We start from the raw sequence: 16,147 nt of genomic DNA, 5'->3' as shown, positions 1-16,147 counted from the left end.
AATGCCTGATTTTCTTCATAGGCGCACGATTACTTCCTACGCTCGTTATATCGTAAGGCATAGATTATTTTATCGGTTACAAGATAGGATATTTTTAACTGACTCTGAAACTCCATAAAGTCGCGCAATCGGGATTGCGTCGAACTGATTTCTCGAGATTGCAAACATGAAAAACAAGTTTGTGTGTTTTTAGTAAGCAGCTTTGTAATTGAAATGGCTTCGCCATTTTCGGCAGATTACGGTCGTGCCTCCCTCATGCAGCCCTACGGGGAAATTAGGAGAATGATCTCTAATCCAACAAACATTGTGGTTACAAAAATGAGAATGAAAGAACGCTGCCAGCCAGAGCTAGTAAGTGATAACCCTAAGTAAAACGAGAAGAAAGAGGGGGAACCAAGTGTTAGTGGAACCTTATGTCAGAAGTACTAAGCCAAAAAAAGAGTAAGACGTGAAGTTCACGTCTTACTCTAAATAAATCGCCTGGGCACGACTCAATTCTGCAATTTTGTCCTAATAGTCTATTTAGCAAACAGTGGCATTAGCCAGTTGGCGTGGTTCAATAAGGCGTCGTCTTCGCGCACTTTGCCGATGAGTTGTAAACCCAGCGGTACGCCGTTTTCATCTGTCATGCCTGGTACGTTGATGACGGGCAATCCCATGGCTTGCCAAGGACGACTCATGTGAGGTGCACCAGTGGCAGCGTGGCCTAGCGGGGCGATATCAGGTGCAGCTGGAGCCAAGATAGCGTCGGCTTCTGGCGCATAATTCCATAGCCAATCTCGGCAAGCTTGTGTTGCATCCAAAGAGTCAATGTAAGTTGCGCGGTCCATGCCGAGGCCTTGTTCCATCAAGGCGGCTAATGGATCACTTAGTTGATCTTGATGAAAAGATTCAATTGCTAAGTTGCGACACACTTCCCATGCCATGATATTAATGTGGTGGTTTACCATGTCTTTTATGCGATTGCCGGCGTCCAGTTCGATCACTTTGACGCCTTGCGCTTTAAGTATTTCTATAGCGTTTTGCGTGGCGTTTTCCATGGCTGACGAGGTATCGCCGACCAATTTCCCGTGACAAACCAATACGCATTTAGGTGCTGTTGATGCGCTTGGTTTAATAGACGTGGGTTGGCGTAACAAGATGGCGCGCAGCAGCTGAATATCTTCGACATTACGAGCAAACAAGCCTAGCGAATCCAAAGATTGCGCTAATGGTTGACCGCCTCGCAGGGAAAATTCACCTCGACTTCCTACGTAACCAATAGCGCCACAATAAGCAGCAGGACGAATGACGGAAGCAGCAGTTTGAGAACCCAGCGCCATTGGTACCATGTTGTCAAAAATAGCCGCCGCCGAACCACTAGACGAACCGCCCGGTGTACGTTCTAAATCTGCAGGGTTTTTGGTTTTCCCCGGTTTGAAGTAAGCGAATTCTGTGGTGACGGTTTTACCCAACACTATGCCACCCGCAGCGCGAATCAAGGCGACGCAAGTGGCGTCTTCAACAGGTTGTCGTCCGGTATGAATCGACGAGCCCATTTCTGTGGGCATTTCCTGCGTGTCGATGATGTCTTTCACACCCAATGGCAGGCCTTTTAGCAAACTGGCATCAAAGAAGGCTTTATCGGCTTGATAATAAGCAAGATATTCGTCACGAGAGCGCTTTATTTGCCAAGCACCCACGTCTGGTTCACGGGCTTCTATGCGATCAAAACAGGCATTAATAACCGATTCAGTGGTACAAGCACCCTCTTCTATGGCGCGTAGCATTTGGCACAAGCCCATTTCATTTAAATCAATTTTTGTATTCATAAACAAACTGGTTCCTTGTGAGACCAAGGCCTCATTACGTTATTAAAAGAGTTTAAAAATCTTGTTAAGGTAAATAAAGGTGTTCTGAAGTTAGTTCATCGAGTCGCTGAACGCCCATTAAATTTAGGCTGCGAGCCAGCTCTTCTTGCAAGATATCCAATACTCGCGTAGCACCAATTTGACCACCAGCCGCAACACCGAATAAGGTAGCGCGCCCCAGCATGACGCCCTGCGCGCCTAGGGCGGTGGCTTTTACTATGTCACTGCCGCGACGAATGCCGCTGTCTAGCAATATGTCTATTTCACCACCCACGGCATCGGCAATCGCGGGTAAAGCGTCGATAGAAGACAAAGCGCCATCGAGCTGACGGCCGCCATGATTGCTGACCACGATGCCATCAAATCCCAGCTTCAGCGCTTGCCTTGCATCATCAGGATGCAGTACACCTTTTAGGATCAACTTGCCGTGCCATTGATCTCTAGTCTTGGCCATTTTTTCCCAATCCAATAAGGTATCGAACTGCTCTTGGATAAATTTAATCGCACCCAAGGCACTTTGTTCATTCGCAGGTAAGTAAGGATTCAAATTGCCCATGGTTGGCAAACCATTAGGCATCATGACTCGACGAATCCAGTTTGGGTGCATCAGCACATTGGCTTTATTACGCCACGTAAGTTGACGCGGCTTGGCAAAATTTCGTCGGTCCCATTCACGATTTCCAACCACTGAAGCATCGGAAGTAATGACCAAGGTATTCACGTCAACAGCTTTAGCTCGCGCCAATAAATCATCATTGAGCTGCGCATTTTTCAAGCCATAAAGCTGAAACCAGAAATCGAGATCCTGAGCAGCTTCGCGCACTTGCTCCATGGAAGCATTCGACACGGTACTTAAACAGAAAGGTATTTTTTTCGCGCTAGCGGCCTTTGCCAAAGCAATGTCGGCCTGAGGCCATAACATGCCATTAAAACCGCTTGGACCTATCATCATTGGTAAGGCGCTTGACGACCCAACCAGTGATGTTGTTAACACCGGAGGATGATTGGCAACTAAAGTGTGAGAAGTCAGCCGAATCTTGGCGAAGTCGCTCTCGTTACTATGTAAGGTCTGTTCATTTTCCGCGCCACCTGCCAAGTATTCCCATGCAAAATCAGGTAATCGGTGGCGAGCAAGAGCAGCCATTTCGGCCACACTTTGCACTCTTGAAAAATCAGAACCTTTATAAAACCTACGCATCATCTCTCCTAAGAAAACAACTGAGTCCTCTCAGTTATACAACATTGCTTAGCTCTTGATTACCTTTTATTCATTACTTGGTTTGTGCCACAGATTGTTCGTTCAGACAATGATAAGCACGGTTGAAGTAAACCAAGCCTTGACCATCTGTACCGACTTTTGCGTCTTTTACACGGCAGTAAAAAACAGTGTGAGAACCAATTTCATGACTCTCATGGATTTCGCAATCAAAGCTAACCAAGGCTTCGTCCAATGCTGGCGCGCCAGTTTTTAATGTTGCCCATTGGTGTTTAGCAAAGCGCTCTTCGCTGCTCAAATCACGGTTGGCAAAATCCCAAGAAACACCTTGGTGATGGCTTTGTAGTACATTCACGCACAACACAGCGTTCTTTTTAAAGTGGGGATTAGCAAACGAGTTACGGTTCATACACACCAACAAAGTCGGTGGCTCATCTGTCACGCTAGTAACGGCCGTTGCCGTAAAACCAAAACGTCCTGCTTCACCATCTGTGGTGATCACAGACACGGCACCGCCCAACATAGACATGCCATCGCGGAATAATTTTGTCTCTATCATGGTGTTCTCCTTCCCTTATAAGGGAGCATTAAATATCGAGGACAAGGCGTGGCGACAGTGAACGAGAACAACACAAGGTAATCTGGTCGTTGTCTTCTTTTTCTTCTTCCGTCAGGTAAACATCGCGATGCTCTGGCGTGCCTTCAAGGACATCACAAAGACAGGTTCCACATGTGCCCTGTTCGCAGGAAACTTTCACTTTTACGCCGGCGGATTTTAGTGCGTCTGCAATGCTTTCGTTTTCGCCAACTTGCACTGTGACGCCACTTTTCTCGGCAAACACTTCAAAACTCGCACCGCCAGTTTCAACTTCCACATTAAAAAATTCTTTATGTACGTTGCTATCAGGCATACCTAGATTTTTTGCAGTGCCGATCACCCAATCCATAAACCCATTTGGACCACAAACATAAAGATGAGTGTCCGCATCAAAGTCTTTCAAAACGGCTTCTAAGTCCAAACGTTGGTCTTCAGAATCAAAGTGCATGTCAACATGCTTGGTAAAAGAGCAAGACGTTAATTCACTAAGGAAACCACTTGTCTCACGAGAACGACTGCAATAATGCAATTCAAACGTTTTGTTTTCAGCGATCAAGGAATACGCCATGGCGATCATTGGCGTAATCCCGATTCCACCACCAATCAAGATAGAACGCTTAGCGCTCATCTCTAATGGAAAATGGTTACGCGGAACACCAATGCTTATCTCGGTACCTTCTTGCAAATTAAGATGAGCAGCAATCGATCCACCACGTGAGTTCGGATCTTTTAAAATACCTAAGCGATAAACACTCGTGTCGGCGGGATCACCACACAGTGAATACTGACGAATTAAATCATCGCCTAAATGCACATCAATATGCGCACCTGCTTCAAACGCAGGCAATGCCTCACCATTGAGACTCGCAAGCTCTAAAGCAATTACACCATCAGTGTGGTTTTCTCGTTTACGAACAACTACTTTCAATAACGTTTCAGACATCCAACTCTCCTCCCAACCCAAGCCTAAGTCGGGGCCTTAGTTCACAGATACAATGGTTCACAAATACAATGGCTCACAGACATAACTCAAATAAAACGCGATAAGCAGGCAAAAGCTGCTTAGCGCATAAACAAACCACCATTCACATCCCACGTTGTTCCCGTGGTGAAGTAGGCTTCTGGGCGAGCAAATTGCACCACCACATCACCAATAAAATCGGCATTACCTAATCGACCAACCGGAATAGCGCCCAACAAAGTTGGTAAACGATCTTCTGGCACCAAAGCGGTCACCATTGGTGAATCAATCGGACCAGGTGCCACGGCATTAACGGTCACACCTTTGCTAGCAAGCTCTTTGGCAAAGACTTTTGTTAGTGTCAAAATTCCGCCCTTGGAAGCGGCATAATGAGCACCTGTTGAAGTGCCACCATTTTGCCCAGCCAAAGACGCCATGTTGATGATTCGGCCATAACCTTGCTCAGCCATGTATTTACCAAACACCTGGCAGCCAACAAACACACCACCCAAGTTGATATTCACCACTTCGTTAAACTCTTCTGGGGAAATATCCATGACAGGCGTCGCTTTCGTCACCGCAGCGTTGTTAACCAATACCTGCAACGCGCCAAACTTAGTGACAGCAAATTGCAGTGCCGCTTCAAAATCAGCTTTCCTCGCAATATTCAACTCGCAAGCAATGGCATTTATTCCTTCTGGATCAAGTGACAACGCGGCTTTTTTAGCCGCCTCACCATTAACATCTGTCAGTACTACGCGAAAACCCGCGGCAAACAAACGTGATGCAATATGAAAACCAAGCCCTTGCGCTGCACCAGTCACTAACGCTACTTGTGCCTGTGTAGATTGAGTCATTATTTCGCCCTCTGTCTCATGAAAAACTGCTTATCGTTCATGAAAAACCGTTTAAAAGATGAAACTTACTGTGCGTAAGAAACCGTCTGAATGCATCAATTTGACAACTTTACGGTCAATCACAAAACCGTCATTTGTTGGCTTTAAGCGATATTCCAAATCGGCAGGATAAGTCACTAAGTTGCCATGACGTAATTCGTTCAATGTCATCGCACAGCGCACAACAATGTAGTCAGCGGTTTCTTCCAAAATGCGCAAACGCGACACCATACGAACGGTGCTACTTGCTGCACCAGCCGAAACTGATTCACCGCTTTCCAAACGTGCTACTCGCATTCGACGCATACCCGCATCATCTAATGCTAGGTTCAGCGTGTTTTCGTAATCTGTTTCATTGTTGTCAGTCGGCACAATGTATAAGCCTTTTGTATCCCAAAGAGACAACCATGTTTGATATTCTTGGTGATCTAGCAAGTCAGCTTCATACCAAATAAATGCCGTTGCCTTGTTAAGCAAATCCATGTTTATCGTCATCTTATTTCTCCCCTTTGGCGGCCATCATTTGCTTGTATTTCTGATAAGCACCACGCATTCCTGTTTCTGAACACACAGCTCCAGCCACGTTGCCATCTTTTGATGTATGCAAATTACCCATGCCGCGGTTGACAAGAATCCAGCCATCTTTACCAGCCATTGATCCTTTTTGAACACGCTCCCATGCTTCACCATCATCTGGCGTTCCGAAGCCCATTGGCCCTTGGAAGTGTTCGTGTAGACGCATGCGTTTGCGGTTGAATGATACTGGTGCACCTTCACCACCAATGGCGACGTGTTGAATCTCCGTTAAGCTCACACTCACCGGACGCAAGACACGGAAAAACGCCATCGAACAAGATACATTCGGGAATAAATTCAAGTTAAAACCAGTACCATGCGCTGCACGAACAAGACGTTTAACCTGCTCTTCGTCTTGGCCTTCGTCACGTAATGCTTGAGCAAGCTCTTCAAAACGCGCTGGAATCGGTTGATCCAAATCCGCTTCTAAATCAACTAAGTCAGGAATCATCACCATCACACTATGGCCATGACCTAAATCTTCTACAAAGCCGTCACCGTCGAGGAAGTCAAAAATATCAGCAGTGGCATCATCCAACGAGCTGATGAATGACTTATGAATGATTGGAAAATGGTAGGCATCTGTGGTGTTTTCGAGCTGAATTTTCCAGTTACCTGGAAAGTTAAAACGATGCTCGCCCAAGACTTTCAATGGATAACCACCACCTTGCTTAATAAACAAGTCGATCCATTTTTTCGCGCCGCCCAAAAAATCTTCTAGTGGCTCAATGTCGCTTTTAAAGGTCGCAAAAACCAAGCCTTGATACGATTCATGGCGTAGGCTTTCTAATGGCAAATCATTTTTATCGATAACACCTTCGTATTCTTCAGGTTTTGGTATTGCGCGCAAACCACCATCTAAACCATAACCCCAGCCGTGATATGGACAAGTAAAGGCTTTCGTTTTGCCTTTACGACCTTCACACACGGTTGCACCACGGTGACGACAGCGATTAAGCAAAACATGCAGATTCATTTTACGGTCACGGCTTAAAATAACCGGATGACGACCAACGAAGGCGGTTTTAAAGCTGCCCGCTTCTGGCACTTCGCTTTCATGACCAATAAAAATCCAGGTATTTTGGAATACTTTGTCTAATTCTTCTTCAAAGATTTCTGGGTCTGAATATAACGCTTTGTGAACGCGACCCTCTTCGACCATATCCGCCGCTTTTAGACTGATATTTTGCAACTCAATTAATTCACTCATCTTTTTTCTCTCTTTAATCTTTTAGACATCGACCCTATCGCTTTCGTGTCAGCTTGTTTATTTAGGAACGGGCAATGTCGCATCATCATTCCAATCCGATACTGGGCGACTAAATAGATTCTCAGTTTCAAAATGGGCCATTCGCCACACACCATCATCACGTCGAAACGACACGCTCAAACGCGCACTGTTCAGATGAGAACCACCAGCGCTAAAGCTCGAAACTTGAATCATGTTCCAACTGCCGGATGCCTTGTCGCCATCCACACGAATCACTTCGGATGACAGGTAATGCACGTTTAACGAAAAATGAGCAGGCTCAACGGTATATTTCGCTAACATTGAAACAATGGCATCACGGCCTTGATAACCACCAAAGCTTTTCGCATAACGAGCACCTTTACCTTCCCACTTAGCATCTTCGGTAAATAGATCACCTAATTCATCTAATGGTGTCGCTGGATTTAGGTGATCACACAGATCCATGTAGCGATTGATACAAGCACGAATCGCTCGGTCACTTTCTAAAGCATCAATTCGCGCCAATATAGTTTCTAGCTCGCTCGTGTCCTTCATACTTGTGTCCTTCATATTCATCGACAGGTCTTAGGCGCGCTGAACAATCAGTTCGCGACCAATACGAGATTCGATTTTCACGTAGCGCCAAAGTTTGTATGGCGTATCGCCAACCGCTGTCGTACGTAACAAATTACAGCACGCAACCACTGTGTCGTAATCCTTCACATCAGCCAAAAGATAGGTTGTCCAAGGGTAGCCAGCAGAAGGACCAACCATGCTTTGGTCGTCATCCATATTGCCGATCACGTCAACACCATCCATGTCATGAATGCCATTCCACATTGCGCCAAATGCCGCCCAAACATCCAATTGCTCTTCGCGCGCAGCGTCCATAAAGTTTTGGTTAATGCCCATACAAAACAGTACGCGTAATGGTTTTTTATCGCTCATAATTCATTTCTCCAATAATCAAAAATTCGTCTAAAAACAGGCCAAATCAAGCCAACTTCTTATAAATAGCCCGGTAATGGTTTTTGTCCAAAAAATATGGCACCAGCATTTTGCCAAGTAATGTCACCCATAAAAGCGTGTTGAGTAACAACTTGCGCGTCATTAACAAAACGCGACAACGGGCTGGCTTTGTAAACTCCCGTCATGCCAGATAACATTTGAACCTTACGCGCGACTTCAGCGGATACACGAGAAGCGTGTGTCGATGAAAGGCGTAATAAGTTGATTTGCTGAACAGACAGAGATTCGTTCTTTTCTAACGTCTGCCAAGCATCATTAATGGATTCATAGAAGAAGCAGCGCGCAGCGCGTAAATCGGCATCGGCTTTGGCAACTTCCGCTTGAGTAAGAGGACGCTCGCCAATATTTGGAGCACCTGTGACTGAAGCACGACCAGCAGCCATGGCCTGAAGTTCGTCCAGCGCTGCTCGTGCTACACCTAAACCAACCACAGAAAGAACTTGAGTCGCAAAAGAAAGAGAAGGATAACGGAACATTGTCTCGTCTAGATTAGAAGCACCTCCGCGAACAAAGGTCCACTCTTCGGCCACATCCACATTATTAACAACTAAGTCATGGCTGCCAGTTCCAGCAAGGCCAACTACGTCCCAGTTTTTCTTCACTTCTGCTTTACTTGCTGGCATCACTGCCATACGAGGAAGCTCTAATTTTTCTCCTTCTTTTGGTGCGATACCAACGCCGACTACATCAGCCCCCATGCAACCACTAGAAAAACTCCAACGACCTTTCACGCAAAAACCATCGGCTATTTTTTCAGCAGGTTGAGGCGGAAAAATGCCACCAGCAAACACCACATCTGGTGACTTGGCATATACCATTTTTAGCGTATCTATTGGCAAGGCTGATAAGTACACAACACCCATACCAAAGCTGGCTACCCAACCGGCAGAACCATCTGCTTTAGAGATCTCTTCAATCACTTCACAAAACTGAGCCGCGGTTATTTCATCGCCACCAAGACGCTTTGGAACCAGCGCGCGGTAAATACCTAAACTGCGAAATTGCTCGATGATGTCCTGACTAATAAATTGCTGATCATCGAATTCGCTATTGCGAGCACGAGTTCTAATGTCACTCATCAATGCTCCAAACGCCTCACTTCCTAAAGCATCAAAAACAGATGCCGAGGCTTTTTCTTGGTAAGACGTAACCGTGTTCTTCAGACTCATAATTAGCTCCTCTAATGCAGATTTAGTTACCGACTCACTAGGGATGAGTGAACTGTTCAAATGAAGATTTTTCAGTATTTTTACTGCATTAATAAAAAGACTAAAAATTTTCGCTCCCATCATCGAACAACATCAAAAACACATCGCCTAACGTCTTGGTTTGCATCACTCAAAAACATTAAATAAATGTATAAAGAATGCTAATAAGGTCGTACTAATTACTTTACTTGTCAACTAAATTTTCAAGTTAAGGATCAATAAAAAAATAGATCAAAAAACAAACAGTAAGGATTTTTTATATTTTAAATAAAAACAAATAAGCACATAACGCATTGTTTAATATAGGTTAATAATAAAAATCAACAACATAATAACCACCTATAAAACACATTAAAAATGCCAAATAAAATTCACACAAAAAAATAAATATGAACAAAAAGCATTTTTTAAAATCTTTTTTATTTGTTTTTTTATATTGTTTTTTGCAAAAAACAATGGCAGGCTAACTCCGGATTAAGGTATAGAAATGTATAAATTCAATAAAAATAAATAGAAGAATAAAACCTGCCGAAGAGATGCCAAATGATCTCCAAGCGATAGAAAGCGCTGTAAAAAATTACATAGTGTTAACTACATACAGGAAAATCTTATGACACCTAAAAGAGTAATCTCTGCTTTATTTCTAAGTTCTTCACTACTCGCACCGTTAGCAAACGCTGACATTAAAATTGGCGTAGTCACTTCCAGCACTGGACCTATCGCCTTAGTGGGAATCCCTCAAAAAAACACCGTTGCACTACTCCCCACCTCCGCCGGAGGCGAAAAAATCTCCTACATTTCACTGGATGACGGAAGCGACCCAACCGCAACAGTTAAAGCATTTAAAAAGCTAATTGACGAAGAACACGTAGATGCAATCATAGGGCCAAGTGGTTCAGGCAACGCAATGAGCGTTATTCAATTTGCGGCAGAATCAGGCACACCAATGCTGGCTCCAGTTGGGACCGCAGCCGTTGTACTGCCTATGACAGAACAAAAGAAATGGGTTTTTAAAACCACACAGAATGACGACCTAATTGCCGAAGCATTAGTCGAACAAATGAAATCAACCGGTATAAAAACTATTGGCCTCATCGGGACTGCAGATCCATACGGTGAGAACTGGGCCAAGGTAATGAAAGACCTTACCCAAAAAGCTGGCATTCAAATTGTAGCGAGCGAACAATTTCAGCGCCAAGATACATCCATGACAGGCCAGAGCTTAAAAATACTGATGGCCAGCCCAGATGCCGTTTTGATTGCCGCACCTGGAAGCTCTTCAGTGATGCCGCAAACCACCCTTAAAGACCAAGGCTACAGCGGCAAAATCTACCAAACTCACGGCGCAGCACTAGATGCTTTTCTTCGACTTGGCGGCAAAGCAGTTGAAGGCACCATCCTAGCAGCAAGTTCCATGCTGGTTTTAGAAGAAGTACCAAACAGCCCTTCCAAAGAAATAGCTACAAAATACATTACCGACTACAAAAAACTCTACGGCGAAACACCGGCTACCTTTGGCGGTAACGTTCTAGATGCCGGACTACTCCTTCAAAACGCTATCCCAAGCGCACTAAAATCTGGCAAACCAGGCTCAGCCGAATTTCGTAACGCTCTTCGTGACGCACTGGAAAAAACCAAAGAAATGCCAGCAACACAAGGCGTTTACAACATGACAGCAGAAGACCACAGCGGCTTTGACGAACGCGGTCGCGTTTTGATCACTGTCAAAAATGGCAAATGGGTACTACTAAAATAATGCCCCCTCGACTTGGGGTGGGCACACAGCTCCAACCCACCCCAGCGAGAATATAATTATAAATTTTGCGGCCACGAAGCCACAAAATCGATGAGAACAAAAGGAATCACACTAAATGAACTTTCAGATCGCCACACTGCTTGGACAGGATGGCCTAACCAATGGGGCTATTTATGCCTTATTGGCCCTGTCTATTTTGCTGGTTTTTACAGTCACACGAATACTGCTTATTCCACTAGGCGAGTTCGTAACGTTTGGCGCACTAACAATGGCCGCCATGCAGATGGGTAAAGCCCCAAAATTAGAATGGCTTCTACTCGGTCTTGTTTTGATCGATTGCACCTTAGATTTGTATCAACAAATCAAACATCACATCGATCGAAACAAGATGAAAAAAATAGCCCTCAAACTCGGCTATGCCTTAGTAATGATAGGCTTATTAAATAATTTGTCTTTGGCAGAAATTCCAATGGCTTGCCAAGTTTTATTAACGCTTTGCCTAATCGTGCCACTTGGCCCAATTATGTATCGTCTTTTTTTCCAACCTCTTGCAGACGCACCAGCACTGGTTTTATTGATTGTCTCCATTGCGCTCCATGTCGCCATGGTAGGCGTCGGTCTATTATTATTTGGGCCTGAAGGCGCCCGCACACAACCCTTCTCAGATACGGGCTTCCGCCTAGGTACCGTGATGCTGAAGAGCCAAACCCTATGGGTTATTCTGGTCTCTATCTTCCTCATTGTGACCTTATTCATCGCTTTTGAACGCACACTTTACGGCAAGGCGCTTCGCGCCACAGCAGTAAACCGAATGGGCGCTCGCTTGCAGGGTATTTCACCCGTATTTGCTGGTAAGGCCACTTTCGCTCTAGCCGCTTTTATCGGCAGTGCGTCGGGTATTTTAATTGCCCCAATCACCACACTTTATTATGACTCCGGCTTCATCATCAGCTTAAAAGGCTTCGTCGGCGCCATTATTGGCGGCCTTGTCAGCTACCCAATTGCGGCTATTGGTGCGGTTGCGGTTGGTATGATCGAAGCTTTTTCCATGTTTTGGGCGAGCAATTACAAAGAAATCATCGTTTTCACCCTGATTATTCCATTCCTAATCTGGCGCTCGATGAACAGCCATCATGTAGAGGATGACGAATAAATGAAATCGCGTAATTTAATTATTTTTGGCTTAGTCGTACTTGCCATTGCACCTCAAGTGCTACCAACATTTCAGGTCACTCTACTTAACTATATTGGTCTATACGCATTAGTCGTACTTGGCCTAGTATTACTCACAGGTGTAGGTGGCATGACCAGCTTTGGTCAGGCAGCTTTTGTTGGGCTTGGCGCTTACTCCACTGCTTACCTAACCACCACAGAACAACTACCTAGCTGGCTAGCTTGGTCGGCAGGATCACCTTGGATCGGGCTGCTTATTGGTTTGCTATTAACGGCAGCCGTTGCTTTATTCCTTGGCGCACTCACCCTTAAATTATCAGGTCACTATTTACCACTAGGCACCATTGCTTGGGGCATTTCGCTGTATTACTTGTTTGGCACCATGAGCTCTATGGGCGGACATACAGGGATTAGCGGTTTACCTTCTTTAAGTCTGTTTGGCATTCTTCTCGATAAAGGGGAAAAGATTTATTACTTAATTTGGGCGATTTTGATGTTAGCGGTCTGGATTACCAGCAACCTACTAAATTCCCGTGAAGGTCGCGCCATTCGCGCCCTAAAAGGCGGTCAATTAATGGCAGAATCCATGGGCGTAAATACCTTTCGCTCAAAGATGGTTATTTTCTTGATCTCCGCTCTGTTTGCTGCCATTTCTGGCTGGCTTTACGCGCACACGCAACGCTTTGTTAACCCAACACCTTTTGGTCTTAGCATGGGTATTGATTACCTATTTATGGCATTGGTTGGTGGCGTTGGCAGCGTCTGGGGGGCACTACTTGGCGCAGGCATTTTAACCATGCTCAAACAATGGCTACAAGACTGGTTACCTCTTATTATGGGTGGAAACGGCCAATACGAATCCATTGTTTTGGGCCTATTAATCATTTTCATGATGCAACGCTCACCCGGCGGCATTTGGCCTTTATTGGTGAAATTTGCACCAGCGTCGTGGCGCAATCAAGACCACATAAAAATAAACCCATCTGCTACAGAACTATCACGCCGTGAATTACCACAAAAAGGCAAATTAGTTTTAGAAGCTTGCAATGTTACTCGCCGCTTCGGTGGTCTAATTGCCAATAACGAGATGAATCTTCAGCTGCACGCAGGCGAAGTGCTTGCCCTCATCGGCCCAAATGGCGCAGGCAAAAGCACCATGTTCAACCAACTGTCTGCCGTCGATACACCCAGTGATGGCGAAGTGCTCTTTTTGAATCAAAGCCTAAAAGGCAAAAGCTCTCGCCAAGTCGCTCAAATGGGCATGAGCCGCACCTTTCAGCATGTAAAATTACTGACCTCCATGACAGTATTAGAAAACGTCGCACTAGGTGCACACATGCGCGGCAACAAGGGCATCATCAGCTCTGCACTACATCTTGAACGTGACGAAGAGCAACGCCTTCTTAAAGAATCCCAATACCAGCTTGAACGCGTCGGATTAGGCGAACACCTTTATACCGAAGCAGGTAGTCTGTCTCTTGGACAGCAACGCATACTTGAAATCGCTCGCGCACTTTGCGCCGATCCATGTGTATTACTGCTAGATGAACCAGCAGCAGGGCTTCGCCATCAGGAAAAACAAGCACTAGCAGAACTACTCAAGAAACTCCGCGAAGAAGGCTTGGCTATTCTCTTGGTTGAACACGACATGGACTTTGTTATGAACCTTGCTGATCGAATTGTGGTGATGGAGTTTGGTGAAAAAATTGCCGAAGGCTTACCAGAAGAAATTCAAACCAACCCTGCTGTTTTAGAAGCCTACTTGGGAGGTGCCGAATAATGACTCAAGCTACAGGAAAAAATCTACTCGACGTCAGCGGCCTTCGTGTTGCTTATGGCAAAGTGGAAGCATTAACCGGTATCGATCTGACCTTGAAAGAGGGGAAACTGGTGACTGTTATCGGTCCAAATGGCGCAGGCAAAACCACATTACTGTCCGCCATCATGGGAATCTTACCTTCCAAAGGCACCATTCACTTTAACGGTAAAGACTTCATCAGCCCAGATGTTGAAACTTTGGTTGGTCATGGGCTTGGCTTAGTTCCCGAAAAGCGCGAATTATTTTCCACCATGACAGTTCAGGACAATCTATTGCTAGGTGCGTTTCAACGCTATCGCCGTGGTGATAAGAGCTACGACCAAACCTTGAGCGAAATTTACAGCCTCTTCCCTCGTTTATGGGAACGACGCCAGCAGCAAGCTGGCACATTATCAGGTGGAGAACGTCAAATGCTTGCCATTGGTCGGGCCATGATGAGCAAACCAAAGCTCTTGATGCTAGACGAACCTAGTCTTGGCCTAGCACCATTAATTACGCGAGAGATTTTTCGTATTTTTGCAGATTTACGCCGCCAAGGTGTCTCCATCCTTCTGGTGGAACAAAACGCGCGCGCGGCACTAAAAGTTGCAGATTACGCTTATGTTCTTGAAGGTGGCCAGGTAGCAATGCAAGGCCCAGCAGCAGAGCTCGCCAATGACCCTAGAGTCATCGAAGCCTATCTAGGATTAGCCAGCAAGCACCAAGAATTACTTTCTAGTTAAGATCGTCAACAACATTAAGTAAACAGGCAAGAAGCTTATTACTAAACACGAGAAAGCACTCTTTTTAGAGCCTTTCTCATTTTCAAACGGAAAAATTGATTATGAATATTTGTATCGCAGGAGCCGGCGCTATTGGGTGCACACTAGCCGCCCGCCTAGCAAAATCTGGCCAAACCGTGAATGTTCTTGCTAGAGGAACCACCCTCGAAACCATTCAAAAAAAAGGCATTCATCTCACCGACATAGACGGTGAGCATAAGGTCACAGTTAACGCTTCCGATTCAGCAAAAGCACTTGGCCCGCAAGATATTATTTTCATCTGCACCAAGGCACCCGCCTTGCCTACCATGCTTAAACTCATTGCTCCCATGCTGCATGAAAAGACAATTGTCATTCCTGTTGTGAACGGCATTCCATGGTGGTATTTCCAAGGCATTGAAGGACGTTTTTCTGGCGATAGCATTCAAGCCATTGATCCTGAAGGCTCAGTCAGTAAATTGCTTCCTCATACTCACCTAATTGGCTGCGTGGTATTTATTACCGCATTTAGAAACTCGCCGGGCGTCGTTACTTCAACCAACCCGCACCTAATCGTACTTGGTGAAATAAATTACCAAATGAGCGAACGACTTGAGCAAGTTCGCACAGTAATTGAAGACGCAGGCATCGAAGCCCGCGCTACTGATAATATTCGTGATCAGATATGGACTAAAGTGGCGGCCAACATCACCTCTAACCCACTTTCAGTTGTCACCAAAGGCACGTTAGAACAACTTTACGCTGATGATCGCCTAAAGCCTCTCGTTCGCAGAATGCTCGACGAAGTTCTACTCATTGCCGCCGCCTATGGTGCACGAATTCGTTTTGATCCTCATACTTTTATGGAGCTTGGTGCAGGCATGGGCGCTGTCAAAACCTCCATGCTACAAGACTACGAAGCTGGCCAACCTTTAGAGCTCGACGCTATCGGCTATTCGGTATTGGAGCTGGCAAACAAGGTAGACATTCCCATGATCGCCACACAAAACCTGTTGGATTTAACTCAATTTATTGCGGCACAACCACAAACTCAAAAGCAACTTTAAAATTAACAACACATAAAACAACATAAA

General features: G+C 45.3%; 15 protein-coding genes. 5 read left to right on the top strand and 10 right to left on the bottom strand.

Annotation, left to right across the window (positions count from 1 at the left end; translation table 11 throughout):
* Nucleotides 1–518: 518 nt before the first annotated feature.
* From CCS02_RS02420 to CCS02_RS02375, 10 genes are all read right to left on the bottom strand, one after another.
* Complete coding sequence (locus CCS02_RS02420) at nucleotides 519–1,811, bottom strand: amidase (protein ID WP_100635569.1); 1,293 nt, start codon at nucleotides 1,809–1,811, stop codon at nucleotides 519–521.
* A gap of 64 nt (nucleotides 1,812–1,875) precedes the next feature.
* The gene (locus CCS02_RS02415; RefSeq protein ID WP_100635567.1) at nucleotides 1,876–3,048 is read right to left on the bottom strand and encodes an alpha-hydroxy acid oxidase; all 1,173 of its coding nucleotides are present in this window, start codon (nucleotides 3,046–3,048) and stop codon (nucleotides 1,876–1,878) included.
* A gap of 73 nt (nucleotides 3,049–3,121) precedes the next feature.
* Nucleotides 3,122–3,625, bottom strand: a complete 504-nt coding sequence (locus CCS02_RS02410) for a flavin reductase (RefSeq protein ID WP_072841375.1) — start codon at nucleotides 3,623–3,625, stop codon at nucleotides 3,122–3,124.
* A gap of 28 nt (nucleotides 3,626–3,653) precedes the next feature.
* Nucleotides 3,654–4,607 carry a PDR/VanB family oxidoreductase gene (locus CCS02_RS02405; protein ID WP_100635566.1) on the bottom strand — a complete coding sequence of 318 codons (954 nt, stop codon included), beginning with the start codon at nucleotides 4,605–4,607 and terminating at the stop codon, nucleotides 3,654–3,656.
* Nucleotides 4,608–4,726: 119 nt separating this feature from the next.
* Nucleotides 4,727–5,482, bottom strand: coding sequence for an SDR family NAD(P)-dependent oxidoreductase (locus tag CCS02_RS02400; protein ID WP_072841379.1), 756 nt, complete (start codon nucleotides 5,480–5,482; stop codon nucleotides 4,727–4,729).
* 51 nt (nucleotides 5,483–5,533) lie between these two features.
* The gene (locus CCS02_RS02395; RefSeq protein WP_100635564.1) at nucleotides 5,534–6,016 is read right to left on the bottom strand and encodes an aromatic-ring-hydroxylating dioxygenase subunit beta; all 483 of its coding nucleotides are present in this window, start codon (nucleotides 6,014–6,016) and stop codon (nucleotides 5,534–5,536) included.
* 1 nt (nucleotide 6,017) lies between these two features.
* On the bottom strand, nucleotides 6,018–7,307 hold the full coding sequence (locus CCS02_RS02390; protein ID WP_072841382.1) for an aromatic ring-hydroxylating oxygenase subunit alpha: 1,290 nt from the start codon (nucleotides 7,305–7,307) through the stop codon (nucleotides 6,018–6,020).
* A gap of 57 nt (nucleotides 7,308–7,364) precedes the next feature.
* Nucleotides 7,365–7,883 (bottom strand): nuclear transport factor 2 family protein, encoded by a 519-nt coding sequence (locus tag CCS02_RS02385; RefSeq protein WP_100635562.1) that lies wholly within the window; start codon nucleotides 7,881–7,883, stop codon nucleotides 7,365–7,367.
* A 30-nt stretch (nucleotides 7,884–7,913) separates the two neighbouring features.
* The gene (locus CCS02_RS02380) at nucleotides 7,914–8,276 is read right to left on the bottom strand and encodes an IacB protein (protein WP_100188071.1); all 363 of its coding nucleotides are present in this window, start codon (nucleotides 8,274–8,276) and stop codon (nucleotides 7,914–7,916) included.
* Nucleotides 8,277–8,335: 59 nt separating this feature from the next.
* The gene (locus CCS02_RS02375; protein ID WP_100635561.1) at nucleotides 8,336–9,526 is read right to left on the bottom strand and encodes an acyl-CoA dehydrogenase family protein; all 1,191 of its coding nucleotides are present in this window, start codon (nucleotides 9,524–9,526) and stop codon (nucleotides 8,336–8,338) included.
* A 649-nt stretch (nucleotides 9,527–10,175) separates the two neighbouring features.
* Here CCS02_RS02375 and CCS02_RS02370 point away from each other — a divergent pair.
* The 5 genes from CCS02_RS02370 to CCS02_RS02350 all read left to right on the top strand — a co-directional run bounded on the left by CCS02_RS02370 (nucleotide 10,176) and on the right by CCS02_RS02350 (nucleotide 16,120).
* Nucleotides 10,176–11,321, top strand: a complete 1,146-nt coding sequence (locus tag CCS02_RS02370) for an ABC transporter substrate-binding protein (RefSeq protein ID WP_100635559.1) — start codon at nucleotides 10,176–10,178, stop codon at nucleotides 11,319–11,321.
* A gap of 115 nt (nucleotides 11,322–11,436) precedes the next feature.
* Nucleotides 11,437–12,474, top strand: coding sequence for a branched-chain amino acid ABC transporter permease (locus tag CCS02_RS02365; protein WP_100635557.1), 1,038 nt, complete (start codon nucleotides 11,437–11,439; stop codon nucleotides 12,472–12,474).
* A complete protein-coding gene (locus CCS02_RS02360; RefSeq protein WP_100635556.1) occupies nucleotides 12,475–14,274 on the top strand; it encodes a branched-chain amino acid ABC transporter ATP-binding protein/permease in 1,800 nt (599 codons plus the stop codon).
* Nucleotides 14,274–15,035 carry an ABC transporter ATP-binding protein gene (locus CCS02_RS02355; protein ID WP_100188075.1) on the top strand — a complete coding sequence of 254 codons (762 nt, stop codon included), beginning with the start codon at nucleotides 14,274–14,276 and terminating at the stop codon, nucleotides 15,033–15,035. Before CCS02_RS02360 ends, CCS02_RS02355 begins: the two co-directional genes overlap by 1 nt.
* A 101-nt stretch (nucleotides 15,036–15,136) precedes the next feature.
* Nucleotides 15,137–16,120 (top strand): ketopantoate reductase family protein, encoded by a 984-nt coding sequence (locus CCS02_RS02350; protein WP_100635554.1) that lies wholly within the window; start codon nucleotides 15,137–15,139, stop codon nucleotides 16,118–16,120.
* Nucleotides 16,121–16,147 lie beyond the last annotated feature (27 nt).

It is taken from the genome of Marinomonas sp. ef1, from assembly GCF_002806845.1.
GTDB lineage: Bacteria > Pseudomonadota > Gammaproteobacteria > Pseudomonadales > Marinomonadaceae > Marinomonas > Marinomonas polaris.
This window is presented reverse-complemented; position numbering and strand designations above follow the sequence as displayed.

Coding starts and splice junctions, on each gene's coding strand:
- CCS02_RS02420 (WP_100635569.1), bottom strand. CDS start 1,811: ATGAATACAAAAATTGATTTAAATGAAATGGGCTTGTGCCAAATGCTA.
- CCS02_RS02415 (WP_100635567.1), bottom strand. CDS start 3,048: ATGCGTAGGTTTTATAAAGGTTCTGATTTTTCAAGAGTGCAAAGTGTG.
- CCS02_RS02410 (WP_072841375.1), bottom strand. CDS start 3,625: ATGATAGAGACAAAATTATTCCGCGATGGCATGTCTATGTTGGGCGGT.
- CCS02_RS02405 (WP_100635566.1), bottom strand. CDS start 4,607: ATGTCTGAAACGTTATTGAAAGTAGTTGTTCGTAAACGAGAAAACCAC.
- CCS02_RS02400 (WP_072841379.1), bottom strand. CDS start 5,482: ATGACTCAATCTACACAGGCACAAGTAGCGTTAGTGACTGGTGCAGCG.
- CCS02_RS02395 (WP_100635564.1), bottom strand. CDS start 6,016: ATGACGATAAACATGGATTTGCTTAACAAGGCAACGGCATTTATTTGG.
- CCS02_RS02390 (WP_072841382.1), bottom strand. CDS start 7,307: ATGAGTGAATTAATTGAGTTGCAAAATATCAGTCTAAAAGCGGCGGAT.
- CCS02_RS02385 (WP_100635562.1), bottom strand. CDS start 7,883: ATGAAGGACACGAGCGAGCTAGAAACTATATTGGCGCGAATTGATGCT.
- CCS02_RS02380 (WP_100188071.1), bottom strand. CDS start 8,276: ATGAGCGATAAAAAACCATTACGCGTACTGTTTTGTATGGGCATTAAC.
- CCS02_RS02375 (WP_100635561.1), bottom strand. CDS start 9,526: ATGAGTCTGAAGAACACGGTTACGTCTTACCAAGAAAAAGCCTCGGCA.
- CCS02_RS02370 (WP_100635559.1), top strand. CDS start 10,176: ATGACACCTAAAAGAGTAATCTCTGCTTTATTTCTAAGTTCTTCACTA.
- CCS02_RS02365 (WP_100635557.1), top strand. CDS start 11,437: ATGAACTTTCAGATCGCCACACTGCTTGGACAGGATGGCCTAACCAAT.
- CCS02_RS02360 (WP_100635556.1), top strand. CDS start 12,475: ATGAAATCGCGTAATTTAATTATTTTTGGCTTAGTCGTACTTGCCATT.
- CCS02_RS02355 (WP_100188075.1), top strand. CDS start 14,274: ATGACTCAAGCTACAGGAAAAAATCTACTCGACGTCAGCGGCCTTCGT.
- CCS02_RS02350 (WP_100635554.1), top strand. CDS start 15,137: ATGAATATTTGTATCGCAGGAGCCGGCGCTATTGGGTGCACACTAGCC.